We start from the raw sequence: 23997 nt of genomic DNA on the forward strand, positions 1-23997 counted from the left end.
GTTCCGGTCAGCCGTTCGGCGCCGAGGTGGACGGTGTCGGCGGCCCCGATGACGAGGGGACCGGCGGCGTCGACCCGACCGGTTCCTCCGCCTCGGGCGACTGACTGGGAACCGGAGCCGAACTGCTGCTCGGCGTGCGGCTCGGCGCCGGGGCCTGGTTGGTGACCGGTGCCGGTTCCGGGGCCTGGCTCGTGGTGGGGGCCGGGGCCTGCCGCGTCGGCTCGGGGATGCCCTTGTCCGCGTCGCCCTTGATCAGCGGCTTGGACGGGAGCGGCTCCTCCGGGGTGCCGGCGAGCACGGTGTCCATGAACTGCTGCCAGATCTCCCCCGGGAGCCCCGAGCCGTAGATGATGTTCCCCCGCGAGTTGACGATGGGCTCGGTGCCCTTCGACCCGACCCACACCGCGGTGGAGATCGACGGCGTGTAGCCGACCATCCAGGCGTCGGAGTTGTCGGTCCGGTTCGCGCCCTGGGTGCCGGTCTTCGCCGCCACCGGCCGGTCGCCGTCCAGCGGCAGGTCGGAGCTCTCGGCGACGTCGGTCAGGGCGAAGGTGACGTCGTTGGCCACCTCCGCCGACACCGCCTGCGTGGAGGCGGTCGTCCCCGTGCCCAGCACCGTGCCGGCGCTGTCGGCGACCGAGGCGACGAAGTGCGTCGCGTGCTGCACCCCGCCGGCGGCGAAGGTGGCGAAGCCGGCGGCCTGCTGGATCGGCCGGACCGGGTACTCGCCGATGCCGATCGAGCCGCCGGTGATGTCGGTCTTCGGGATGCTGAGCGTCTCGTACCCGGTCAGGTCCTCGGGCACCGTGTTGTCGTCCCGGTTGGGGTCCCAGGTCGCAGGGAGTCCGGCGACCTCCCGGGCCGTCTCGGCGACCACCTCGGGGCCGACCTCGTAGGCCAGGCCGTAGAACGTGGTGTTCAGCGACCTGGTCATCGCCTCCTTGAGCGTGCAGTTGCCGCACTGCGCGTTGCCGGAGTTGACCACCGGCAGCCCGGGCCGGTCGTCGAACTCCTGCGGTGAACTGCCGTCCCGGCGGGTGCTGACGCTGTAGCCGTTCTCCAGCGCGGCGGCCAGGGTGTACGGCTTGAACGACGACCCGGGCTGCTTGAGCGCCTGGGCGTAGTCGGTGGTGTCCACCTCCGGGTCCTCGCTGCTGCTCAGGTCGTTGCCGTAGTAGGCCAGCACGCCGCCGGTCTTCGGGTCCACCGCGACCAGCGCCTCCCGGAGGTTCGCCGGCTCGCCGGCCATCACGTCGTTCACCGCGGCGAGCGCGGCGTCCTGCTTGGCCTTGTCCACCGTCGTGGTGATGCGGAGCCCGGCGGAGTAGATGTCGTCCCGGGTGTAGCTGAACGGCTGCCGCTCCAGCTCGTCGAGCACCTGGCGCACGATCAGCCCCTCCGGGCCGGTCGGGATGCCGGAGCTGCTGCCGGTGTTGGGCAGCACCGCCGGGTAGACGGCGGCCTCCCGCGCGGCGGCGTCCAGCCAGCCCTGCTCCACCATCGCGTCCAGCACCAGGCCCCAGCGCTGCTGCGCACCCTCCGGGTTGGTCTCCGGGTCGTTCGCGCTGGGGTTCCGGATGAGAACGGCGAGCACCGCGCCCTGCTCGGGGGTGAGCTCCGTGGCGGAGACCCCGAAGTACGTGCTGGCCGCCGCCTCGATGCCGTAGGCCCCGCGCCCGAAGTAGATGGTGTTGAGGTAGTTCTCGAGGATCTGCTCCTTCGAGTACTCGTTGTCCAGCTTGACCGCGAGGAAGAGCTCCTTGAACTTGCGGCTGAACGTCTGGTCCGAGGTCAGGAAGGCGTTCTTCACGTACTGCTGGGTGATGGTGGAGCCACCCTGGGTGGAGCCGCCGGTCAGGTTGTTCCACGCCGCCCGCACGATGCCGGTGAAGGAGATGCCCGGGTCGGTGTAGAACGCCCGGTTCTCCGCGGCCAGCACGGCGTTCTGGGCCGGCTGGGAGATCTGCCCGAGAGAGACGTTCGTCCGGTTCTCGTTGCCCAGCCGGGCCAGCTCGGTGACGCCGTCGGCGTAGTACACGACGGTCGTCTGGTCGGTCTGCACCGACTCCGGCGTGGGCACCTCGGTCGTGGCGTAGACGACGCCCACGAAGACGCCCAGCAGCACCAGCATGCTCAGGAACGCACCGGCGAGCACCTTCAGCCAGCGCCGGCGCTTCGGCTTGGCACCCTTCTTCCCGCCACCACCGGGCGGTCGGCTGCTGCCACCGGGACGCCGCCCACCCGTCGGGGGCTTCACCGGCGGACGACCACCGCCGCTGCCCCCACCGGAACGGGCCGCCGGCCGCGCACCACCGTCACGGGACGCCGTCGTCCGGGCCCGGGCAGCGGGCGGGCGGCGGGCACCGGCAGCACCGCTGCCACCAGAGCCGGCGCGGGCCCGGGCCGGCGGGGGACGGCGGACCGAGCCGGCACCGGGGGTGACACGGGCGGTCTCGTCGTGGGGAGGCACGCGGTGGGCCCCTTCCTGCAGGTCGTGGGTGCTCAGCCGCCGGGGTGCAGGCGGTCCTGGGCGTCCAGGGTGACGTCTTCAGCTGTGTGTCGACTGGGAGCGCGTCTGCGCTGCCCGGCGGGACGCCGCCCGGCGGCGGCCCTCGCGTGGTCCGCGTCGCGGCGACCCTGCGCGTCGTCCAGCACCGGCCGACGTCCGGGCACGGCCGCCAATGTACGCACTGACCAGCGGTTCACCGTCTCTGCGGAGATCGACATGGGACGGGTGGGACACCGGTGCACTGGCTGTCCGACTTGCGCGCGGTGCAGCGACCGGATGTATCGTCCCGATACATCGATCCGGTGAACACCGGCAGACCAGGAGGTGGCGTCGTGCTCGAGTTCGCCATCCTCGGTCTGCTGCAGCAGTCGCCCATGCACGGCTACGAACTCCGCAAGGAGCTGGCCGCCGTCCTCGGTGGCCTCCGTTCGATCTCCTACGGGTCGCTCTACCCGGCGCTCAAGCGGCTGCAGGCGGCCGGCCTCATCGCCAGCGACGACCCGACCCCTCGGTCCCTGCTGCCGGCCGACGCCCCGGCGCTCACCGGCCGGCGCGGGAAGGTCGTCTACGCGATCACCGCCGAGGGCAAGGAGCGCTTCGCCGACCTGGTCAGCCAGACCGGGCCCGAGGCCTACGACGACGAGGGCCGGTTCGGCGTCCACCTCGCCTTCTTCCGGCACACCGCCGCCGACGTGCGGCTGCGCATCCTGGAGGGCCGCCGACGCACCGTCGAGCGCCAGCGCGACCGGCTCATGGACTCCCTGCGTCGCACCCAGGAGAAGCTCGACCGCTACACCCTCGAGTTGCAGCGGCACGGTCTGGACTCGGTCGACCGCGAGGTCCGCTGGCTCACCGAGCTCATCGACAGCGAACGCGACGACGCACGCGCCGAAGCGGCCCGGGCGGAGCAGACGCCCACCCCGCCCCCACCACCGAACGACGTCCCCACCTGAACCACCGCACCGCCAGCACCACGTCCACGCACATCGTCCGGACCCGCGTCGGGTCCGTCGGAGGGAGTCAGTCCATGGCATCGGTCAAGGTCGCCATCGTCGGCGTCGGCAACTGCGCCGCGTCGCTCGTCCAGGGCGTCGAGTACTACCGGGACGCCGACGAGACCGCGTCGGTCCCCGGCCTCATGCACGTCCGGTTCGGTGACTACCACGTCTCCGACATCGAGTTCGTCGCCGCGTTCGACGTCGACGCCAAGAAGGTCGGCCGCGACCTCTCCGAGGCGATCGTCGCCAGCGAGAACAACACCATCAAGATCGCCGACGTGCCGCCGCTGGGCGTGACCGTGCAGCGCGGCACCACCCTCGACGGGCTGGGCAAGTACTACCGCGAGATCGTCGAGGAGTCCGACGACTCTCCGGTCGACATGGCCGCCGCGCTCCGGGAGTCCGGCGCCGACGTCGTCGTCTGCTACCTCCCGGTCGGCTCCCAGCAGGCCGCGGAGTTCTACGCCCAGGCCGCGATCGACGCCGGCGTCGCCTTCGTCAACGCGCTGCCGGTCTTCCTCGCCGGCACCAAGGAGTGGGCGGACAAGTTCACCGCTGCCGGGGTGCCGATCGTCGGTGACGACATCAAGAGCCAGGTCGGCGCCACCATCACCCACCGGGTGCTGGCCAAGCTGTTCGAGGACCGCGGCGTGCAGCTGGACCGCACCATGCAGCTCAACGTCGGCGGCAACATGGACTTCAAGAACATGCTCGAGCGCGAGCGCCTGGAGTCCAAGAAGATCTCCAAGACGCAGTCGGTCACCAGCCAGGTCGACCGGGACATGGGCAAGGGCAACGTGCACATCGGCCCGTCGGACCACGTGCCGTGGCTGTCGGACCGCAAGTGGGCCTACGTCCGCCTGGAGGGCCGCGCGTTCGGCGACGTCCCGCTGAACCTGGAGTACAAGCTCGAGGTCTGGGACTCCCCGAACTCGGCCGGCATCATCATCGACGCCGTCCGGGCCGCGAAGATCGCCAAGGACCGCGGCATCGGCGGGCCCATCCTGTCCGCGTCGTCGTACTTCATGAAGAGCCCCCCGGTGCAGTACAGCGACAGCGAGGCCCGGGACGCCGTCGAGGCCTTCATCCGCGGGGACGTCGAGCGCTGACACGGCCCGACCACGGAACGGCCCGCACCCCGCACCGGGTGCGGGCCGTTCCGCGTCCGGGGCCGGCACCGGCTCCTAGTGTTGACGGCATGCCGCTGCGTCGCCCACCACTGCTCGTGCCCTCCCTGCTGGTGGCACTGGCCCTGCTCGCCGGGTGCGGGGACGACGAGACCGCCGAGCGCGTCCCCGGCGACCCGGTGAGCTCCGCGGAGGCCGAGGTCCTCGGTCAGGTGCTCTACGCCGGCCGCGAGGAGGGCGGCGCCGACTTCGAGGTGACCGCCCCCTACGCCGAGGGCGCCGTCCTGACGCTCACCGGCGAGATCGACTTCACCGAGGGGACGGGCCGGGCCCAGGCCGTCACCAGCTACGCCGACGGGCGCCCCGAGGACACCCGCACCCTCTTCTTCACCGGTGAGGACCTCTGGCAGGGCGACGTGCCGGGGCTGGCCGAGGCGCTCGAGGAGGCCGGCCTCCCGCCCGCCACGTACGTGCGCCGGCCGATCGCCATCACGCAGGCCGGCGGCACGGCCTCGCTGCTGGACGTGCTGGTCCAGATGGTGCCCAGGCTCGCGTCCACGACGGCGGACGACCCGCAGTCCTTCGCCGGCTACACCTGGGCGGGCAGCCGGTCGATCAACGGGGAGCTCGCCTCGGTCTTCCAGAACCCCACCGGGACGACGATCGCCGTGGCCGCCGACACCGAGTTGCTGGTGCAGTACGCCACCACGCTGCAGGACGTCCCCGTCACCATCACCCTGGCCGACCACGGCGAGCGGGAGATCACGCTCCCGGCCGAGGGCGACACGGTGAGCCTCACGGAGCACCCGGAGATCGCGGCGGCCCTGGGCCTGTGAACGACAGAGCAGGAGGGGGCGGCCTCTTCCCCAGGTCGCCCCCTCCTGCGGGCTCATTCCTACCAGGTCCTGGCCGCCACCGGGAGTCGACACGCGGGCATGTCGGTCAGGCGCCCACGTCAGTTGGCGGAGGGGTCCGCCGTCGCGGTGGAGAGGACGGCCAGCCGGCCCGACTGGCGGCGCAGCACCGACCGCCACAGCTCGGGCCCGGAGGCGCCGGTCAGCACGTCGGCCGGGATGCCGGCGACGCAGGCCCAGGCGCCCTCGGCGAGCTCGCCGGCCAGCTGCCCGGCCGACCACCCGGCGTAGCCGGCGAACACCCGCAGGCCGCCGATCTCCCCGTCCAGCTCGGCCGGGTCGCTGTCCAGGTCGACCAGGTGGACCGCCCCGGCGACCGCGCGGAGCCCGCTGTCGGCCGGCAGTGGCTCGCTGCCCCGGCGGGTGGCCAGGCACAGGGCGGTGTCGGCCTCGCAGGGCCCGCCCACGTGGAAGACGCCCGGCTCGACGGCCAGCTCCGACCACCCCGGCAGCACGTCACCGATCCGGACCTCGCTCGGCCGCCCGAGCACGACGCCGATGGTGCCGGTGTCGGAGTGGTCCAGGACGTAGACGACCGCACCGGCGAAGGTCGGATCGGTCAGCGTCGGCAGCGCGACCAGCAGGCAGCCCGGCCGGACGTCGTCCAGCGAGCCGACCGACAGGGCCGGTACGCCGGTACGCCTGCTCCGCCCCGCAGCCTTGCCGGCTGTGGGGCGACGCTCGGGGTCGGGTGACGAGGGCACCGGGTTCATCGCCTCCAGTGTGCATCAGGGACCGGCCGGAGGGGTGGCTGATCCGTCCGCCTCCTGACCGCCCGACGTCGGCTGCCCGCCCGTCGCGGGCGACGTAGTGTGGCTGGGATGCAGCAGGCGCCCACGACCGTGCGTCACCTCCTCGGGCGTGGTGACTTCCGTCGGCTGCTGGCCACCCGGCTGTCCTCCCAGTTCGGTGACGGCGTCTTCCAGGCCGCCCTGGCCGGCACGGTGCTCTTCAACCCCCAGCAGGCCACCGACCCGATCGACGTGGCCGCCGGGTTCGCCGTCCTGCTGCTGCCGTACTCGCTGGTCGGTCCGTTCGCCGGGGTGTGGCTGGACCGCTGGAGCCGCCGGCAGGTGCTGCTGGTCGCCAACGTGGTGCGCGCCGTCCTCGTGGTCGTGGTCGCCGCGCTGATCCTGTTGGGGGTCCAGGGCCCCGGGTTCTACGTCGCCGGGCTGCTGGTGTTCTCGGTCAACCGCTTCGTCCTGTCCGCGCTCTCCGCCGGGCTGCCGCACACCACCGATGCGCCCTCGCTGGTCTCGGCCAACGCGCTGTCCACGACGGCCGGCGCGGTGGCGGCCGTGCTCGGCGGCGGGGTCGCCATCGGCGCGACGGCGCTGACCGGGTCCGGGAGCGGCGGTTACGCCGGCCTGGCCCTGGCCTCGGCGGTGCCCTACCTGGTGGCCTCCGCCATCGTCTCCCGCTTCACCCGCGGCCACCTGGGCCCCGACCACCTGACCCTGGCCGCCACGGTCAGCGCCCGTGACGTGCTGCACGGCATGGTGGCCGGCGCCCGGCACATGCTGGCGCACCCCCCGGCAACGGCGATCCTGTCGGTGATGGCGGTGCACCGGCTGATGTACGGGCTGCTGACCCTCATGACGTTGCTGCTGTACCGGAACTCCTTCGCCGAGGACACCGGGCTCTTCCCGGGCGGGCTGGCCGGCCTGGGCCAGGTCCTGGCGGCCGGCGCGGCCGGCACCCTGCTGGCCGCTGCGGTGACCCCGTGGGCGGTGCGCCGGTGGGGCAAGGCCGCGTGGGTGTTCGGCCTGCTCGTGCTCGGCGGCACCGGCCAGCTGGTGCTGGGCGGGGTGTTCCGGCCGGCGGCGATCGTGGCCGCCGTCCTCACCCTGGGGTTCGTCGCGCAGGGCATCAAGATCTGTGTCGACACCACGCTGCAGGAGGCGGTGGACGACGACTTCCGCGGCCGGGTCTTCTCCGTCTACGACACCCTCTTCAACGTCACCTTCGTGGTGGCCCTGCTGGCCGGGGCGTTCCTGATGCCGGCCTCGGGGGTCAGCTGGGCGCTGCTGATCGGGATCGCCGCCGGCTACCTGCTCACCGCCGTGGCGTTCAGCCGCTGGGCGCGGGCCGAGGCCCGCCGCACCGACGACGCCCCGCTCGCCCTGCGGCTGTCGCTGACCCCGTAGTCAGCTGACCTGGCCGCGGGTGCGCCACCAGGCGAGCAGCTCGGCCTCGGCCTCCTCCGGCTCCAGCGGCCCGCGCTCCAGCCGCAGGTCCTTGAGGAAGCGCCAGGCCTCGCCGACCTGGCGGCCCGGCGGGATCTCCAGCAGCTCCATGATCCGGTTGCCGTCGAGGTCAGGCCGCACCCGGGCCAGGTCCTCCAGCTTCGACAGCTCGGTGATCCGCTGCTCCAGCGAGTCGTACGTCGCCGACAGCGCCGCCGCCCGCTTCCGGTTGCGGGTGGTGCAGTCGGACCGGACCAGCTTGTGCAGCCGTGGCAGCAGGTCACCGGCGTCGGTGACGTACCGGCGGACGGCGGAGTCGGTCCACTCGCCGCCGCCGTACCCGTGGAAGCGCAGGTGCAGGAAGGTCAGCCGGGACACCGCCTCGACGACGTCCTTCGGGTACTTCAGCGCCAGGAGCCGCTTGCGGACCAGCTTCGCGCCGACCACCTCGTGGTGGTGGAAGGAGACCCGGCCGCGGGGCTCGTGCCGGCGGGTGGCCGGCTTGCCGACGTCGTGCAGCAGCGCCGCGAGCCGCAGGACCAGGTCGGGGGACTCGGCCTCCGGGTCCGCCTTCTCCAGGGCGATCGCCTGGTCCAGCACGGTCAGCGAGTGGACGTAGACGTCCTTGTGCTGGTGGTGCTCGTCGATCTCCATCCGCAGCGCGGCGAGCTCGGGCAGGACCACGTCGGCCAGCCCGGTGGAGACGAACAGGTCCAGCGCCGGACCGGGGGCGTCGTTCAACAGCGTGCGGGAGAACTCGTGCTGCACCCGTTCGGCGGTGATCCGGGCCAGCTCGGAGGCGAGCGCGGTCATCGCCTCGACCACCTCGTCGTCCGGGGTCAGCCCCAGCTGGGCGACGAAGCGGACCGCGCGCAGCATCCGCAGCGGGTCGTCGGCGAAGGAGTCGACCGCTCGGCCCGGGGTGCGCAGCCGCCGGGCCAGCAGGTCGCCCAGCCCACCGAAGGGGTCGGTGACCGTGCGGTCCGGTCCGAGCGAGACCGCCATCGCGTTGACGGTGAAGTCGCGGCGGGCCAGGTCGTCGGTGAGCGAGGCGCCCCAGGCGACCTCCGGGTTGCGGGACTCCCGGTCGTAGCGGTCGGCCCGGAAGGTGGTGATCTCCACCCGCTCACCGCGCACCTCGGCCCCGACGGTGCCGAAGGCGATGCCGGTGTTCCACGTGGAACTGGCCCAGCCCCGCAGCACCTCCAGCGTCTGCTCCGGCCGCGCGTCGGTGGTCAGGTCCAGGTCGCCGGTGGGCAGCGGCCGACTCGTCCCGGCCGCCAGGAGGGCATCGCGGACCGAACCGCCCACGAGGTGCACCTCGTGACCGGCGGCGGTGAACCGCTCACCGAGGGCGACCAGCACGGGGGAGACCTCGACGAGCTCCCGCACCGTCTGCTGCACCGCCGCGGGGACGGGCTCGGGTGGCGGGGTCGGGCCGGAGGGGGCGCGACGCGACGGGTCGGTTGACACGACGGTCGAGGGTAGTGCCGTGCCGCGCGCTACCCTGCTGGCATGGCTGGAACGGGCGGGCGGCAGCGCCCCGGCCGCCGGCTGCGTCGGGTCGACGAGACCTCCGCCGGAGGGCTGGTGGTCGCAGACGACGAGGTCACCGGGCCGAGAGCCGCCCTGATCGGCCGCACCGACCGCCGTGGCCGCCTGCTCTGGTCCCTGCCCAAGGGGCACATCGAGCAGGGCGAGACGCCGGAGGACACCGCCGTCCGCGAGGTCGCCGAGGAGACCGGCATCATCGGCCAGGTCGTCGCCCCCCTGGGCATCATCGACTTCTGGTTCGTCGCAGACGGCCGCCGCGTGCACAAGACGGTCCACCACTTCCTCCTCCGGGCCATCGGCGGCGCGCTGTCCGACGCCGACGTCGAGGTCACCGAGGTCGCCTGGGTGCCACTGACCGAACTCGGCGGGCGACTTGCCTACGCCGACGAGCGCGCGCTGGTCGAGCGCGCGCCCGGCCTGCTGGCCGACAGCGCGTGACCCGGCGGGTCGCCGGCCGCGCCGACGGCCGCCCCAACACCTCCCCACCGAGGACGACGCCGACCGGGGGCCGCCGGGAGGGCGGTCGTCGACTGGTGCTCGGCGCCCTCGCGACCGTCGTCACCGGGCTGCTGGGCGTCCCGGGCACCGCGCACGCCGCGCCGGGGGACCCCGACAGCTCCACCGGCTCCTCGGCCGACCGGCCACTGGAGCTGACCGTGAGCCGGCTGGAACCGCGCACCGTCACCCCCGATGCCGCCGTCGAGGTGACCGCCACCCTCCGCAACGACAGCACCGAGACCTACGACGACCTTGAGGTGCGGCTGCAGCGGGGGGAGGTGCTGACCACCCGGTCCGGGCTGGCCGCCGACCTCGCCCGGCCGGGCGACCACACCGCGGCGATCGCGCCCTTCGTCGAGGTGCCCGGTGCGGACGAGCTCGAGCCCGGAGAGGCCCTCACGTTCAGCTTCTCGACCCCGGCCGAGGCCCTCCAGCTCACGGCCGAGGGCGTGTACCCCGTCCTGCTCAACGTCAACGGCACCCGCGCGGACGGGGTCACCGAGCGGGCGGCCGAGGTGGCCACGCACCTCGTGGCGCAGTCGGTGGCCTCGGAGACGGCTCCGGAGGCCCGGACCGAGGTGGCCTGGCTCTGGCCGGTCACCGACCGTCCGCACCGGGACGCCACCGGGGCGTTCACCGACGACGCGCTGGCCGCCCAGGTCGACGACGGCGGCCGGCTGGACCGCATCGTGGACACCGTCGAGCAGCTCCCGCGCACCTCCGATGCGGCCACGGCCGAGACGGTGCCCGCCGTGCCGGTCACCCTCGCCGTCGACCCGGCCCTGCTGGAAGAGCTGGCGGCCATGGCCGCCGGCGCCTACCTGGTGGACGGCGAGGAGGGCACCGGCACCGCGGACGCGGCCGCACTGCTCGAGCGACTGCGCCGGCTCGCCGCCGACCACGACGTGGTGGCCCTCCCGTACGCCGACGTCGACGCCGACGCGCTGGTGGCCGCCGGGGAGGGCGAGGCGCTGCTGCGCACCCTGCCCGGCGCGGGCACCGTCCGGCAGCCCAGCACCGCCGACGGGGCGCTCGTCCCGACGCCGGCGGCCGGCACCGCCCCCACAGGGGCCGGGGCCGCGGTCGTCGAGGAGGTGCTCGGGGTGCAGCCCCGCACCGACCTGGCCTGGCCGGCCGGCGGCACCCTCGACGAAGGCACCCTGACCACCCTGGCCACCGGCGGGGTCGGCACCGTCGTGCTGGCCGAGGACGGGCTGACCGACGGCAGCCAGGCGGTGGGGGACGACGGCGACCCCGCGGCTGCCCGCGGCGTGCTGGAGACCACCGGTGGGCCGGTCACCACGCTCGTCGCCGACGGGGAACTGGCCGAGGCCGTCGAGACCGCCACCCTGCGGCCGGAGGCCGGGCGGCTGGTCGAACAGCGCTACCTGGCCGAGCTCGCCACGCTGCACGCCCAGCAGGCCGACGGCGTCACCTCCACCGTGCTCGTCGCCCCGCCCCGCTGGGTCGACCCCGACCCGGGCACCGTGGCCGCGATGATGACCGACACCGCCACCCAGCCGTGGCTCGCCCCGGTGTCGGTCGCCGCCCTGGCCGACCGCCCCGCGGCGGAGGTCGGGGAGCTGACCGGCACCGACCCGGACGTCCGGCTGCCGGCCGCGACGATGGCCGGGATCGTGGAGACCTCGGAGGTGCGGGACGACTTCGCCGCCGCCGTGGTCGGCGACGCCGACGAGGCGCTGGCCGGCTACGACGCGGCGATCGCCCGGGCGGCGTCCGCCCAGCGGCGGGGCGACCCGGAGGCGTTCCAGGCCGCGGTCACCGACCTGCAGGGCACGGTCGCCCGGCTCCGCGAGCAGGTCAGCCTCGTCTCCCCGGCGGACGGGACGTACACCCTCGCCTCCAGCGACGCCCCGCTCGTGCTCACCGTGCGCAACGACCTGCCCTTCGCCGTCGACGTCCGGCTGGACCTGGAGAGCCGGCGCAACGTCGGGCTGGTCACCGAGGACATCGGCGTGCAGACGCTGGAGCCGGAGTCGCTCACCACGCTCGAGGTGCCGGCCGACGTCCAGCAGTCCGGCGGGTTCGCGGTCACCGCACGGCTGACGACGCCGGCCGGTGGTCCCCTGGGCGATCCGGTGCAGCTCCAGGTGCGGAGCACCGCCTACGGCCCGGTCACCCTGGCGATCACCCTGGGCGCCGCCGCGCTGCTGGCCCTGCTCTTCCTCCGCCGGGCGGTGCGCTTCGTGCTGCGCCGCCGGCGGGGCGAGCCGGCACCCACCCCGGACCCGGCGGCGGGTCTGCCGCCGGCCCGGAGCCCGGTGTGAGCGGCCCACCGGCCGGTTCGGAGGACCAGCGCGCGGGGTCACCCGACGCGCGACCCCGGAGACCGGCCCCACTGCCCCCGCCGCCGTACCGGGGAGCACAACCCGGCTCGGCGGCCACCCCGCCCGCCCCCGCCCCGGCCCCGGTGGTCGGCAACCGGCCCGAGGCCCTGGCCCCGCCGGTCCCGCCGCGATCGCTGCCACCGCCGCCCGCCGGCTACCCGGCAGCGCGGCCGGTGGGTGACCCTGCGTCCGGCGACGGCGCCCGCCGGCGGGCGGCGCTGCCCCCGGTCCCGCCGCCGGCCCGGCAACGGCGCTTTGTGCCCGGCCCCGACGACACCCAGCTCATCCCGGTCATCCCGGCGGTGCCCCGCTACCTCGAGGACGAGCCGGAGGACACCGACGTCCGCCAGGGCCGCTCGGGGGGCAGCAGCGGCATCCTGCGCGCGGCCGGGACGATGGCCGTCGCCAGCCTGGTCTCCCGGCTCACCGGCTTCCTGCGCACCGTGGTGCTCACCGCCGCCCTGGGCTTCGGCCTGGTCGGCAACGCCTACACGGTGGCCAACACGCTGCCCAACATCGTCTACGAGCTGCTGCTCGGCGGGGTGCTGACGTCGGTCGTCGTCCCCCTGCTGGTCACCGCCCAGGAGCGGGACGCCGACGGCGGCGTGCGGTACACCCAGCGGTTGCTCACCCTGGCCACCGTCGGGCTGGCGGTGCTCACCGTCGTCGCCGTGCTCGCGGCGCCGGCGCTGACCTGGCTGATGGGCATCCGGGAGGACCTGGGACAGGTCGAGCTGGCCAACTGGCTGGCCCGGATCCTGCTGGTGGAGATCGTCTTCTACGGGATCGGTGCGCTGGCGACGGCGGTGCTCAACTCCCGGCAGGTGTTCGGGCCGCCGGCCTGGGCGCCGGTGCTCAACAACGTCGTGGTCATCGCCACCGGCCTGGTGTTCCTGCTGGCGGCCGGACCGGGCGACCTGACGCCGGTCACCATCACCGCCTTCCAGGTCTGGCTGCTGGGCATCGGCACTACGCTGGGCATCGCCGTGCAGGCGTTCGTGCTGCTGCCGCTGCTGGGCCGCAACGGGGTGCCGCTGCGGCCCCGCTGGGGGCTGCGGGGCACCGGGCTGGGCGAGGCCGGCACCCTCGGGCTCTGGGTGATCGGGTACGTGCTGGTCAGCCAGGTCGGCGTCGTCGTCGCCAGCATCGTGGCCAACGAGGCCGCCGACGCCGGCGGCCTCGGCCCCCTGGCGTTCGCCAACGCCAGCCTGCTGTTCCAGATGCCCTACGGGATCATCGGCGTCGCACTGCTCACCGCCCTCCTGCCCCGGATGAGCCGGGCGGCCGCCCGGCACGACATGGACGGCGTCGTCGCCGACCTCTCGCTGGGCACCCGCCTGTCGGCGACCGGGCTGCTGCCGGTGACCGCCCTGCTGGTGGTCCTGGGGCCGGCGGTGGGCATCGTGGCCTTCGCCCGCGGCAACGCCGACGTCTCCGACGCCCGCGGGGTGGGCGTCGCCCTCGCGGTGGGCGCGTTCGGACTGCTGCCGATGGCGGTGACGCTGCTGCAGCTGCGGGTGTTCTACGCCATGAAGGACGCCCGGACCCCGACGCTCATCCAGGTGGCGATGGTCGCCGTCCGGGTGCCGCTGCTGCTGCTCGTGCCGGTGCTGGTCGAACCGGAGCACGTCGTGGCCGGTCTGATGATCGCCACGAGCGCCACCTACGTCGCCGGTTGGGTCGTGGGCGCCGTCGCCCTGGAGCGCAAGCTCGGGGTGCGGGCCAGCGCCGAGGCCGGCACCACCGTGCTGCGGATGGGTGCGGTCTCGGCGGTCGCCGGGGCCCTGGGCTGGGCCGCCGTGTCGCTCGCGGGCAGGTCGCTGGGCACGTCGGTACCGGGCTCGCTCGGGACGGTCGTCCTCGGTACCGTGGTCATCGGCAGCGCGGTCGTCGCGGGTGCCGTGATGGCCGGTGTCCCGGAGCTCCGGGGCGTCCTGGCCGGGGTCCGGGCTCGACTCGGGCGCTCACGGTGACCGACGGCCGCGCGACCGGAACCGGGGACGCCGTTCCCGGCCGAGAGTGACCAGGGGGTCGGCAGCGTCCGTGACGTCGACGACAACCGGCCTGCCCGATCGCTACCGCCCGCTGGACCAGGTGGCGCCCGACGAGGAGACGCCCACCGGGGTGATCCGCTCCTGGCGCGCCCGTGACCGGGTGCTCAACCGCGACGTGGCCCTGCGGGTGCACACCCCGGGCGGCCCGGCCGCGCGTGAGTGGATCAACCGCGCGCTGACCGCCGGTGGGCTGGCCACCCCCGCACTGGCGATGGTCTACGACGCCGCCGAGGGCAGCGGCCGCAGCGAGCCCGGCGGCGCCGCCTACGTCGTCAACGAGTGGATCGAGGGCATCCGACTCTCCGACCGGCTGGCCACCGACGGCCCGCTGTCCGAGCGGGAGGCCCGCGCGGTGGTCCGCCGGCTGGCCGAGGGGGTCGCCGAGGCCCACCGGGTCGGCCTGGCCGTCGGCGGCCTCACCCCCGAGCACGTCGTCCTGCGCCCCGGCGGCCTGGTGGGCCTGCTGTCGGTGCCGGCCGCCGTCGGCACCGAGAAGGGCGACATCACCGCGCTCGGGGCGCTGCTGGAGCTCTGCCTGACCGGCGGCCGGCCCACCGAGATCTCCTCACCCGACCTCGCCGCCCTGGTACGCCGGGCCCGTTCCACCGACCCGGCCACCGGCCTGTCCAGCGTCAGCACGATGGTGTCGTTGCTCGCCGACCGCCCGCGCACCGGCCCGCAGGAGACCGCGCGGCGCGAGGTCGACGAGGAGGAGCCGGTCCGGATGGGCCGGCACCGCCTCCCGCCCGTGCCCGGGGCGGCCCTGCCGCGCCCGCTCTCCGCCGGGCCGGGCAGCAACCGGGTCGAGGACGAGGACGACCTCGTCCTCGACGAGACCTTCGCCGCGGCGGACGACGACCCCGCGGGCACCGAACCGGCGCCGTCCGCCCGGCGGCGGCTGGCCGTGATCGGGTTGCCCCTGCTGGCGCTGGCGCTGGTCGTCGCCATCGGCTGGTGGTTCGGCACCAACGTGCTCTCCGTGGCCGGAAGCGTGGAGGGCGGTCCGACCGGGTCGACGCCGCAGGCGAGCGTCACCGCCGGGGCCGACCCGGCCGAGGAGCCGGCGCCGGCACCCCCGGCCGTCGGCGCACCGGTGCCCATCACCGGCGCCACGGTGTTCGACCCGTTCGGCGACGGGGAGCCGGAGAACGACGACGACGTCCCGCTGTCCTTCGACGGTGACCCGGACACCGCCTGGTCGACGCTGAACTACCGGGGCTCGGCAGACTTCGGCAACCTCAAGCCCGGTGTCGGCGTCCTGTACGACCTGGGCAGCGAGCAGACGGTCGGTGGCGTCGCGCTGCGGACCACCCAGCCCGGGGCGACGGTCGAGGTGCGCACCGGCGGCTCGCCGGACGCCGCACTGGAGTCCTTCCCGGTCGCGGCCTCGGGAGCGCTCACCGGCGACGACGTGCTGGCCTTCGACGAGCCGGCCACCGCCCGCTACGTGCTGGTCTGGGTGACCGGTCTGGTGCCTGTCGACGACGGCTTCAGCGCCGACCTGGCCGAGGTCACCGTCACCGCAGCTGGCTGAACCGCCCCCCCGGGAGGGGGTGAGCCGGGAATGCGCGTCCTAGGCTGGCCGTTGTGCGCCCCGTGACGACGAACCAGCCGACGCCCGGTCCCGCGGTCTCGACCGACGGCCCGCCCGCCATCCCCCCGGCGGAGCACGACGGGATCCGCGACCTGATCATCATCGGGTCCGGCCCCGCCGGGTACACCGCTGCCACGTACGCCGCCCGCGCGAACCTGCACCCGCTGGTGTTCGAGGGCTCCCAGTTCGGCGGCGCACTCATGACGACCACCGAGGTCGAGAACTTCCCCGGCTTCCCGGAGGGCATCCAGGGCCCTCAGCTCATGGACGACATGCGCACCCAGGCCGAGCGCTTCGGCGCCGAGCTGGTCGCCCGGGACGTCACCGAGGTCGACCTCACGGTCGACCCCAAGGTGGTCAAGGTGGGCGACGAGGTGCACCGCGCGCACGCGGTGATCGTGGCCACCGGCTCCAAGTACCGCTACCTCGGGCTGGACAACGAGCAGCGCCTGCTCGGCCGCGGCGTCTCCGCCTGTGCCACCTGTGACGGCTTCTTCTTCCGCGACCAGGACATCGTGGTCGTCGGTGGTGGCGACTCAGCGATGGAGGAGGCCACCTTCCTCACCCGCTTCGCCAAGTCCGTCACCGTGGTGCACCGCCGCGAGGAGCTCCGCGCCTCCAAGATCATGCAGAAGCGCGCGCAGGACAACGCGAAGATCCGCTGGGCGCTGGGCAAGCAGGTCACCGACGTGCACGGCGACACGACGGTCGAGGCCGTCGAACTGACCGACATCGCCACCGGCACGACCGAGAAGATGCCGGTCAGCGGCCTGTTCGTCGCGATCGGCCACGACCCCCGCACCGAGCTCTTCGTCGGACAGTTGAAGCTGGACGACGAGGGGTACGTGGTGGTCGACCACCCGACGACGCGCACCACCATCGACGGCGTGTTCGCCTGCGGCGACGTCGTCGACCACATCTACCGGCAGGCGATCACCTCGGCCGGCACCGGTGCCGCCGCGGCGATCGACGCCGAGCGCTGGCTCGCCGAGACCTTCGACGAGCGCTGAACCACAGACTGCACCGTCCCCTCTGAGCAAGGAGCAGCACCATGGCAGGCAAGAACACCGTGACCGTCACCGACGCGAGCTTCGCCAGTGACGTCCTGGGCAGCGACAAGCCCGTTCTGGTCGACTTCTGGGCCGAGTGGTGCGGGCCGTGCAAGATGGTCGCCCCCGTGCTGGAGGAGATCGCGGCCGAGCACGCCGACAAGCTGACGATCGCGAAGCTCAACATCGACGAGAACCCGCAGATCGCCCGCGACTACCAGGTCATGTCGATCCCGACCATGACGGTCTTCCAGGGTGGCAAGCCGGTCAAGAGCATCATCGGCGCCAAGCCCAAGGGCGCCATCCTCTCGGACCTGTCCGACTACCTCTGATCCCGTCGGGCCGGGCACCGGCCGACGGGAGGCCGTGCCTCGCCACGGCGTCCGAACCACGGTGAGGCCCGCCCGTCCCCCCGGACGGGCGGGCCTCGTTCGTTCCGGCTGCCGCTCACCCGGACGGGTCAGCAGACAACCCGGTGCACTGCCCGATCGTGCACACCCGCCACAATCGTCTCCGGCGGCACCACCGGCCACCCCGACCCGAGCGAGGAGCGACGACCTCCGCATGGACGTCCTGCGACCTGGCAGCACCGGCCCCGCCGTGGCGGAGGTGCAGGCCATGCTCCGTTCCCTCGGTCTGCTGGCCGATGAGCCGGCGCGACCGGAACGGCCCGAGGAGTCGGCCTACGACGCAGCGACCGAGCTCGCCGTCCGACACTTCCAGCAGGTGCGTGGGCTCTCCGTCGACGGTCGGGTCGGTGACGAGACCTACCGCGCCCTGCACGAGGCCCGCTGGTCGCTGGGCGACCGGCTGCTGCGGTTCGACCCCGAGCGGCCCACCCGCGGCGACGACGTCCGCCGGCTGCAGGAGCTGCTGCTGGAGCTCGGCTATGACGCCGGCCGGGCCGACGGCATGCTGGGCGCCGACACCGAGCTGGGGCTGCGGGCGTTCCAGCGCGACTACGGGCTGACCGCCGACGGCACGTGCGGTCCGGCCACGCTCCGCGCGCTCAAGCAGCTGGGCCGCCGGGTCACCGGCGGACGGCCGCAGCTGCTCCGGCAGAGCGCCTCGCTCGTCGACTCCGGGCCGCACCTGATCGGCCGGGTCATCGTCATCGACCCCGGCCACGGTGGCGCCGACAGCGGGTACACGGCCGGGGAGACCACCGAGGCCGACCTGGTCTTCGACCTCGCCTCCCGGATCGAGGGGCGCCTGGCCGCCGCCGGCGCCACGGTCTACCTCACCCGCGGCCGCACCGTCGACCCCACCGCCGAGGACCGCACCGCCTTCGCGAACCAGGCCCGGGCCGACCTCTTCCTCTCCCTGCACATGGAGGCCCACGGGTCGGCGCACGCCCGCGGCGTCGCCAGCTACTACTACGGCACCGGATCCGGCGCGAGCTCCACGGTCGGCGAGGAGTTCGCCAACCTGGTGCGCCGCGAGGTCATCGCCCGCACCGGGATGCTCGACTGCGGCTCGCACCCCAAGACCTGGGACATCCTGCGGATGACCAGGATGCCCGCCGTCCGGGTCGACTGCGGCTACCTCTCCCACCCGGTCGACCGGCTGTTGCTGCTCGACGCCCGCTTGCGCAGCACCGTGGCGCAGGCGGTCGTGGCCGCCGTCCAGCGGCTGTTCCTGCCCGCCGACGCCGACCCGCCCACCGGCACGTTCCTGCTGCCCGCCCGCGGCTGAACGGCCGGTCCGGGGTCGGGGCATAGACTTCCACGGGTGACCCCTCCTGTGCCCGGCCCCTCGGTCGGAACCGGTCAGGCCGGGGCGCACTCCAGCGGTGCGTCCCCGCACGTCTCCCCGCGGCACCCGCGGCTGGACCCGCTGGCAGACCGGTACGCAGCACGCACCCACGGCATGAAGAGCTCGGAGATCCGGGCGCTGTTCTCCGTGGTGAGCCGCCCCGAGGTCGTCTCGCTCGCCGGCGGCATGCCCGCCGTCACCGCCTTGCCCCTCGACGCCGTCGGGTCGATGATCGGCGAGCTGGTGTCGGGGATGGGCGCCCAGACGCTGCAGTACGGCTCCGGCCAGGGCGACCCCCGGCTGCGGGAGCGGATCTGCGACGTCATGGCGCTGGAGGGCATCACCGACGCCTCGCCCAGCGAGGTGGTCGTCACCGTCGGCTCCCAGCAGGCGCTCGACCTGGTCACCCGCGTGTTCGTCGACCCGGGTGACGTCATCCTCGCCGAGGCGCCGTCCTACGTCGGAGCGCTCGGGGTCTTCCAGGCGGCCCAGGCCCAGGTCCGGCACGTCGCGATGGACGACGACGGGCTGATCCCCGAGGCGCTGGAGGAGGCCCTGCTGGAGTGCCGGGCCCGCGGCGACCGGGTGAAGTTCCTCTACACGGTGCCCAACTTCCACAACCCCGCCGGCGTCACGCTGAGCGAGCCCCGCCGCGAGGCGATCGTCGCGATCGCCGAGCAGTACGACCTGCTGGTCATCGAGGACAACCCGTACGGGCTGCTCGGCTTCGACCAGGAGCCGATGCGGGCCCTGCGCGCCCGCAACGAGCACCGGGTCATCTACCTGGGCTCGTTCTCCAAGACCTTCTCCCCGGGCCTGCGCGTGGGCTGGGTGCTCGCCCCGCTGGCAGTGCGGGAGAAGCTGGTGCTCGCCACCGAGGCGCAGGTGCTCTGCCCGCCCTCGCTCACCCAGTACGCCGTGGCCCGCTACCTGGACACCCAGCCCTGGCGCGAGCAGATCAAGGTCTTCACCGAGCTGTACCGCGAGCGGCGCGACGCCACGCTGGAGTCGCTCACCGCGCTGATGCCGCCGGGCACCAGCTGGACGAAGCCGGATGGCGGTTTCTACGTCTGGCTGAAGCTGCCGCACGGCCTGGACGCCAAGTTGATGCAACCCCGCGCGGTCGCTGCGCACGTCGCCTACGTGCCCGGCATCGGCTTCTACGCCGACGGTGGGGGCCGGGAGCACATGCGCCTGTCCTACTGCTATCCCGAGCCGGACCGGATCCGGGAGGGCGTCCGCCGGCTGGCCCGGGTCATCGAGGCCGAGCTGGACCTGCACTCCACCTTCGACGCCGTCGACACCGGGACGTTCCGGGCGGTCGGCCCGGCCACGACCCGGCCGGCGAGCGGTCGACCGACCCCGCCACCGGTGATCGGGCCGGCGAACAGCGACCAGAGCGAGGACCGTCAGCCATGACCGACCAGGCGGCCGCACCGGTGGCGGCACCCGCTGCTCGGACGACCCCGCTGCGGGCCCTGGTGCTCGCCGGCGGGCTCACCTTCGAGCGGGAGGTCAGCATCAACTCCGGTGGGCAGGTGGTCGAGGCGCTGACCCGGGCGGGGGTGGAGGCCGAGATGCGCGATGCCGACGCCGAGCTGCTGCCCGGCCTGGCCGCCGCACCGGCCGACGCGGTGTTCATCGCACTGCACGGCGCCACCGGCGAGGACGGCGCGCTGCGGGCCGTGCTCGATCTGGCCGGCGTGCCCTACGTCGGCTCCCCGGCCGCGGCCTGCCGACTGGCCTGGGACAAGCCCGCCGCCAAGTCGGTCGTGCGCACCGCCGGCATCTCCACGCCGGACTGGGTCGCGCTACCGCACAGCACCTTCCGGGAACTGGGCGCCGGCGCCGTCCTGGACCTCATCGTGGCCCGGCTCGGACTCCCACTGATGGTGAAGCCCGCCTCCGGTGGCTCCTCGCTCGGCGTGCAGAAGGTGAGCCGGGTGGAGGACCTCCCGGCGGCGATGGTCAGCTGCTTCGCCTACGGCGACACGGTGATGGTGGAGCGGTTCGTCGACGGGGTGGAGCTGGCTCTGTCGGTGATCGATCTCGGGGACGGCCCTGAGGCCCTGCCAGCGGTCGAGATCGCCCCGGAGTCCGGCGTCTTCGACTACACCTCCCGGTACACGCCCGGGATGACCGAGTACCACTCCCCGGCGCGGGTCTCCGACGAGGTCGCCGCCCGCGCCGCGGAGGTGGCCCTGCGGGTGCACGAGGTGCTGGGGCTGGCGGGTCTGTCCCGCACCGACGCGATCGTCACCCCGGACGGGGAGGTGCAGTTCCTCGAGGTGAACGTCTCCCCGGGGTTGACCGAGACCTCCATGTTCCCCATGGCGGTCGAGGCGGCCGGCTACGGGCTCGGTGACGTCCTCGGCCGGCTGCTCGCCCGAGCAGCCGCCGAGGGCCCGATCGCCGGATGAGTCCGTAGTTGCGTCTGTGACGCAACTACGGTGATCACTCCTGCTGGCTACGACCGGTGATGTCCGGGGCCATCATCCCGACGATCCGCTGCAGATCGTCGACCGAACCGAACTCCACGACGATCCGGCCCTTGGCGCGACCGATCTGCACCTTCACCTTGGTCTCGAAGACGTCCGACAGCCGCCCGGCCAGGTCCTCGACCCCCGGGGCGCTGATCTTCCGCGCGGAACGGCGTGCCGCGGTGGGGGAGTCGGCGACCGCCATCGCGACGGCCTCCTCGGTCGCCCGGACCGACATGCCCTCGGCGACGATCCGGGTGGCCAGTGCGTCCTGCGCCTCGGCCTCGGGGAGCCCGAGCAGCGCGCGGGCGTGACCGGCCGAGATGACGCCGGCGGCGACCCGGGTCTGCACCTTCACCGGCAGCTTCATCAGCCGGATGGTGTTGGTGACCTGGGAGCGGCTGCGCCCGATCTTGCTGGCCAGCTCCTCGTGGGTGGCGCCGAACTCCTCGAGCAGCTGCTGGTAGGCGGCCGCCTCCTCCAGCGGGTTCAGCTGGACCCGGTGGATGTTCTCCAGGAGGGCGTCACGCAGCATCGCGTCGTCGGTGGTGTCCCGGATGATCGCAGGCACGGTCGCCAGACCCGCCGCCCGCGAGGCGCGCAGCCGCCGCTCGCCCATGATGAGCTCGTAGCGGCCGTCGCTGGCCTCCCGGACCACGATCGGCTGCAGGAGCCCGAACTCTCGGATCGAGTGGGTGAGCTCCTCCAGCGCCTCGTCGTCGAAGACCTGCCGTGGCTGCTTCGGGTTCGGGACGATGTCGTCGACCGGGAGCTCGCGCAGCTGCGCGCCGGGCACACCGGCGACCTCCTCGAGCGCGCGGCCCGGGAGCTCGTGCACCGACGCCGTCCGGGCGGGCAGCTCGGAGGGGGTGGCCCCGGCCTGGCCGACCGCGGTGGCGGCGACCTCGGCTGCTTCTGCGGCCTCCGCGGCCCGAGCCGCCGGGGTCGCCGTGGGAGCCGGTGCACTGGTGGGGATCAGAGCCGCCAGGCCCCGCCCCAGACCGCCGCGCTTGGTCACTGGTCCTCCTCGCTGATGCCCGGTGTCCGCAGGCGCGGCTCGGGAGTGGGAATGGGGCGCACCGGGCTCACGTCGCGTGCCGTCCGCGCTGGGCGGGGGCCGTCGCACGCTCACCGAGCACCAGCGCCGCCACCGACGGCGGCCCGCCCGCCGGCGGCGGCGACCCACCCACCGGCGGCGGGTAGACCGGTGTGGGGACCGGTGGCGGGGGAGGAGGCTGGGTGATCGGCTGCGCCTGCGAGGCGGGCAGGGCCGCCCCTCGGCGGGCGAGCTCGCGAGCCGCCTCCACGTAGCTGGTCGAGCCGCGGGACCCTGGGTCGTAGGTGAGCACCGACTGCCCGTAGCCGGGCGCCTCGCTCACCCGGACGTTCCGCGGGATGACCGCGGTGAGCACCAGTTCACCGAAGTGGTTGCGGACCTCGTCGGCCACCTGATCCGCGAGCTTCGTCCGGCCGTCGTACATGGTGAGCAGAATCGTGCTCACCGAGATGCCCGGGTTCAGGTGGGCGCGCACCAGGTCGATGTTCGAGAGCAGCTGGCCCAGCCCTTCCAGGGCGTAGTACTCGCACTGGATGGGGATGAGCACCTCGTCCCCGGCCACCAGCGCGTTCAGCGTGAGCAGCCCCAGGGACGGCGGACAGTCGATGAGGACGTAGTGCGGGCGTTCCTCGGCGGGGAGCTCGTGCAGGTAGCTCTCGATCGAGCGCCGCAGCCGGTGCTCCCGCGCGACCACGGAGACCAGCTCGATCTCGGCGCCGGCCAGGTCGATCGTCGCGGGGACGCAGAAGAGGTTCGGGCTGGCCGTCGTCGGGTGGGTGACCTCGGCCAGGGTGTTGTCCCCGACGAGTGCGTCGTAGATCGACGGAGTGCCCACGGTGTGCTCCACGCCGAGAGCAGTGCTGGCGTTCCCCTGGGGATCGAGGTCGATGACCAGCGTCCGGAGCCCGTACATGGCCAGGGCGACGCCGAGGTTCACGGTCGAGGTGGTCTTCCCGACCCCGCCCTTCTGGTTCGCCACCGTGACCACCCGGATCCGGCCCGGCGCCGGGAACGGCTCCTGGTCGGCGGCGTGCAGCACCCGGGTGGCCCGCATCGCCTCCATGGCGATGGGGCTGTCGAAGTCGGGACCGACCGGCAGATCGGCAGCGAGACTGTTGCGCAGCCGCTCGCCCGGGTCCGTCATCGGTGCGTCCTCCTCACCACCGTGTTCCACGTGGAACAGGGCGCGGTCGCTACGGCGAGTTCCACGTGAAACGGACTCACCCTGCCGAGCGCCCGGACCGGGAGGTGCCAGCGCGCGTCATGAGCACCACGGTAGTGGCTGCGGCCCCGAGCTCGACACCGACTGCCCGCGTGTGCACGTCACGCATCCCGGCTGCCTCCAGCTCGGGCACCAGCGCGGGCACCTCTGCCGCTGCCCGGGCACCGACGAGGGCGATCAGCTGCACCCCCGGGGCCAGCAGCCCACGGCACCAGCCCACCAGTCGGGGCAGTGGCGCCACCGCCCGTGCGGTGACGACGTCCACCGGCCCGACCGCCCGGACGACCGATCGCTCTTCGGCGCGGCCGCGGACCACCCGCCAGGGCGCGCCCAGCTCCGTCACGACGTCTTGGAGGAACTCCACCCGGCGGGCCATCGGCTCCACCAGCGTCAGCGTCAGGTCCGGACGGGCCAGCGCCAGCGGCACCCCGGGGAGCCCGGCGCCACTGCCCACGTCGACCACCCGGCTGCCCTGGGGCACCACCTCGGCCAGCGCGGCGCTGTTCAGCACGTGGCGGTCCCACAGGCGGGGCACCTCACGGGGCCCGATCAACCCGCGGACCACACCGTCACCGGCCAGCATGGCGACGTAGCGCCCCACCTGGTCGACCGCAGGACCGAACAGCGATGCCGCCACCGCCGGTATCTCCGG

The 23997-nt window shown here is 73.8% G+C and carries 19 protein-coding genes; 13 read left to right on the forward strand and 6 right to left on the reverse strand.

Annotated elements, in window-relative coordinates; all coding sequences use genetic code 11:
* Positions 1-7 precede the first annotated feature (7 nt).
* Positions 8-2257, reverse strand: a complete 2250-nt coding sequence (locus O2W18_RS17500) for a transglycosylase domain-containing protein (protein ID WP_269188718.1) — start codon at positions 2255-2257, stop codon at positions 8-10.
* Between the two features lie 584 nt (positions 2258-2841).
* On the opposite strand from O2W18_RS17500, the gene O2W18_RS17505 reads away from it, so the two are divergent.
* The 3 genes from O2W18_RS17505 to O2W18_RS17515 all read left to right on the forward strand — a co-directional run bounded on the left by O2W18_RS17505 (position 2842) and on the right by O2W18_RS17515 (position 5470).
* Entirely contained in the window at positions 2842-3462 is a 621-nt protein-coding gene (locus O2W18_RS17505) for a PadR family transcriptional regulator (RefSeq protein ID WP_269188719.1), read from the forward strand.
* 74 nt (positions 3463-3536) lie between these two features.
* Entirely contained in the window at positions 3537-4616 is a 1080-nt protein-coding gene (locus tag O2W18_RS17510; RefSeq protein ID WP_269188720.1) for an inositol-3-phosphate synthase, read from the forward strand.
* Between the two features lie 89 nt (positions 4617-4705).
* Positions 4706-5470: a hypothetical protein gene (locus O2W18_RS17515; RefSeq protein WP_269188721.1), complete on the forward strand. Its 765-nt coding sequence runs from the start codon at positions 4706-4708 to the stop codon at positions 5468-5470.
* A gap of 119 nt (positions 5471-5589) precedes the next feature.
* Here the strand turns inward: O2W18_RS17515 and O2W18_RS17520 are convergent, their stop codons facing one another.
* The gene (locus O2W18_RS17520) at positions 5590-6261 is read right to left on the reverse strand and encodes a YqgE/AlgH family protein (RefSeq protein ID WP_269188722.1); all 672 of its coding nucleotides are present in this window, start codon (positions 6259-6261) and stop codon (positions 5590-5592) included.
* A gap of 108 nt (positions 6262-6369) precedes the next feature.
* On the opposite strand from O2W18_RS17520, the gene O2W18_RS17525 reads away from it, so the two are divergent.
* Positions 6370-7695 (forward strand): MFS transporter, encoded by a 1326-nt coding sequence (locus tag O2W18_RS17525; protein ID WP_269188723.1) that lies wholly within the window; start codon positions 6370-6372, stop codon positions 7693-7695.
* On the opposite strand, the gene O2W18_RS17530 is transcribed toward O2W18_RS17525, so the two are convergent.
* The gene (locus O2W18_RS17530) at positions 7696-9207 is read right to left on the reverse strand and encodes a CCA tRNA nucleotidyltransferase (protein ID WP_269188724.1); all 1512 of its coding nucleotides are present in this window, start codon (positions 9205-9207) and stop codon (positions 7696-7698) included. It abuts the gene before it with no gap.
* Between the two features lie 42 nt (positions 9208-9249).
* On the opposite strand from O2W18_RS17530, the gene O2W18_RS17535 reads away from it, so the two are divergent.
* From O2W18_RS17535 to O2W18_RS17575, 9 genes are all read left to right on the forward strand, one after another.
* Entirely contained in the window at positions 9250-9726 is a 477-nt protein-coding gene (locus O2W18_RS17535; RefSeq protein ID WP_269169921.1) for an NUDIX hydrolase, read from the forward strand.
* Positions 9723-12074, forward strand: a complete 2352-nt coding sequence (locus tag O2W18_RS17540; RefSeq protein ID WP_269188725.1) for a DUF6049 family protein — start codon at positions 9723-9725, stop codon at positions 12072-12074. The genes O2W18_RS17535 and O2W18_RS17540 overlap by 4 nt, the downstream gene beginning before the upstream one ends.
* A 233-nt stretch (positions 12075-12307) precedes the next feature.
* A complete protein-coding gene (gene murJ, locus O2W18_RS17545) occupies positions 12308-14107 on the forward strand; it encodes a murein biosynthesis integral membrane protein MurJ (protein ID WP_269188726.1) in 1800 nt (599 codons plus the stop codon).
* Positions 14108-14177: 70 nt separating this feature from the next.
* Positions 14178-15722 (forward strand): protein kinase family protein, encoded by a 1545-nt coding sequence (locus O2W18_RS17550; protein WP_269188727.1) that lies wholly within the window; start codon positions 14178-14180, stop codon positions 15720-15722.
* 53 nt (positions 15723-15775) lie between these two features.
* Positions 15776-16792 (forward strand): thioredoxin-disulfide reductase, encoded by a 1017-nt coding sequence (trxB, locus tag O2W18_RS17555; protein ID WP_269188728.1) that lies wholly within the window; start codon positions 15776-15778, stop codon positions 16790-16792.
* A 41-nt stretch (positions 16793-16833) separates the two neighbouring features.
* Entirely contained in the window at positions 16834-17163 is a 330-nt protein-coding gene (trxA, locus tag O2W18_RS17560; protein ID WP_014743508.1) for a thioredoxin, read from the forward strand.
* A gap of 232 nt (positions 17164-17395) precedes the next feature.
* A complete protein-coding gene (locus O2W18_RS17565; protein WP_269188729.1) occupies positions 17396-18526 on the forward strand; it encodes an N-acetylmuramoyl-L-alanine amidase in 1131 nt (376 codons plus the stop codon).
* Positions 18527-18562: 36 nt separating this feature from the next.
* A complete protein-coding gene (locus O2W18_RS17570; RefSeq protein ID WP_269188730.1) occupies positions 18563-20005 on the forward strand; it encodes an aminotransferase-like domain-containing protein in 1443 nt (480 codons plus the stop codon).
* The gene (locus O2W18_RS17575) at positions 20002-21006 is read left to right on the forward strand and encodes a D-alanine--D-alanine ligase family protein (RefSeq protein ID WP_269188731.1); all 1005 of its coding nucleotides are present in this window, start codon (positions 20002-20004) and stop codon (positions 21004-21006) included. Before O2W18_RS17570 ends, O2W18_RS17575 begins: the two co-directional genes overlap by 4 nt.
* Positions 21007-21040: 34 nt before the next feature.
* Here O2W18_RS17575 and O2W18_RS17580 read toward each other — a convergent pair whose 3' ends face one another.
* From O2W18_RS17580 to rsmG, 3 genes are all read right to left on the reverse strand, one after another.
* A complete protein-coding gene (locus O2W18_RS17580; protein ID WP_269188732.1) occupies positions 21041-22084 on the reverse strand; it encodes a ParB/RepB/Spo0J family partition protein in 1044 nt (347 codons plus the stop codon).
* Between the two features lie 67 nt (positions 22085-22151).
* On the reverse strand, positions 22152-23267 hold the full coding sequence (locus tag O2W18_RS17585) for a ParA family protein (protein ID WP_269188733.1): 1116 nt from the start codon (positions 23265-23267) through the stop codon (positions 22152-22154).
* Positions 23268-23343: 76 nt separating this feature from the next.
* Complete coding sequence (rsmG, locus tag O2W18_RS17590; protein WP_269188734.1) at positions 23344-23982, reverse strand: 16S rRNA (guanine(527)-N(7))-methyltransferase RsmG; 639 nt, start codon at positions 23980-23982, stop codon at positions 23344-23346.
* Positions 23983-23997: the final 15 nt, after the last annotated feature.

The organism is Modestobacter sp. VKM Ac-2983, from assembly GCF_026967885.1.
Taxonomy (GTDB): Bacteria; Actinomycetota; Actinomycetes; order Mycobacteriales; family Geodermatophilaceae; genus Modestobacter.

Excerpts from the sequence above, each read along its gene's own strand:
- O2W18_RS17515 (WP_269188721.1), top strand. The coding sequence starts at position 4,706 with ATGCCGCTGCGTCGCCCACCACTGCTCGTGCCCTCCCTGCTGGTGGCA.
- O2W18_RS17525 (WP_269188723.1), top strand. The coding sequence starts at position 6,370 with ATGCAGCAGGCGCCCACGACCGTGCGTCACCTCCTCGGGCGTGGTGAC.
- O2W18_RS17510 (WP_269188720.1), top strand. The coding sequence starts at position 3,537 with ATGGCATCGGTCAAGGTCGCCATCGTCGGCGTCGGCAACTGCGCCGCG.
- O2W18_RS17585 (WP_269188733.1), bottom strand. The coding sequence starts at position 23,267 with ATGACGGACCCGGGCGAGCGGCTGCGCAACAGTCTCGCTGCCGATCTG.
- O2W18_RS17575 (WP_269188731.1), top strand. The coding sequence starts at position 20,002 with ATGACCGACCAGGCGGCCGCACCGGTGGCGGCACCCGCTGCTCGGACG.
- O2W18_RS17565 (WP_269188729.1), top strand. The coding sequence starts at position 17,396 with ATGGACGTCCTGCGACCTGGCAGCACCGGCCCCGCCGTGGCGGAGGTG.
- O2W18_RS17520 (WP_269188722.1), bottom strand. The coding sequence starts at position 6,261 with ATGAACCCGGTGCCCTCGTCACCCGACCCCGAGCGTCGCCCCACAGCC.
- O2W18_RS17535 (WP_269169921.1), top strand. The coding sequence starts at position 9,250 with ATGGCTGGAACGGGCGGGCGGCAGCGCCCCGGCCGCCGGCTGCGTCGG.
- trxA (WP_014743508.1), top strand. The coding sequence starts at position 16,834 with ATGGCAGGCAAGAACACCGTGACCGTCACCGACGCGAGCTTCGCCAGT.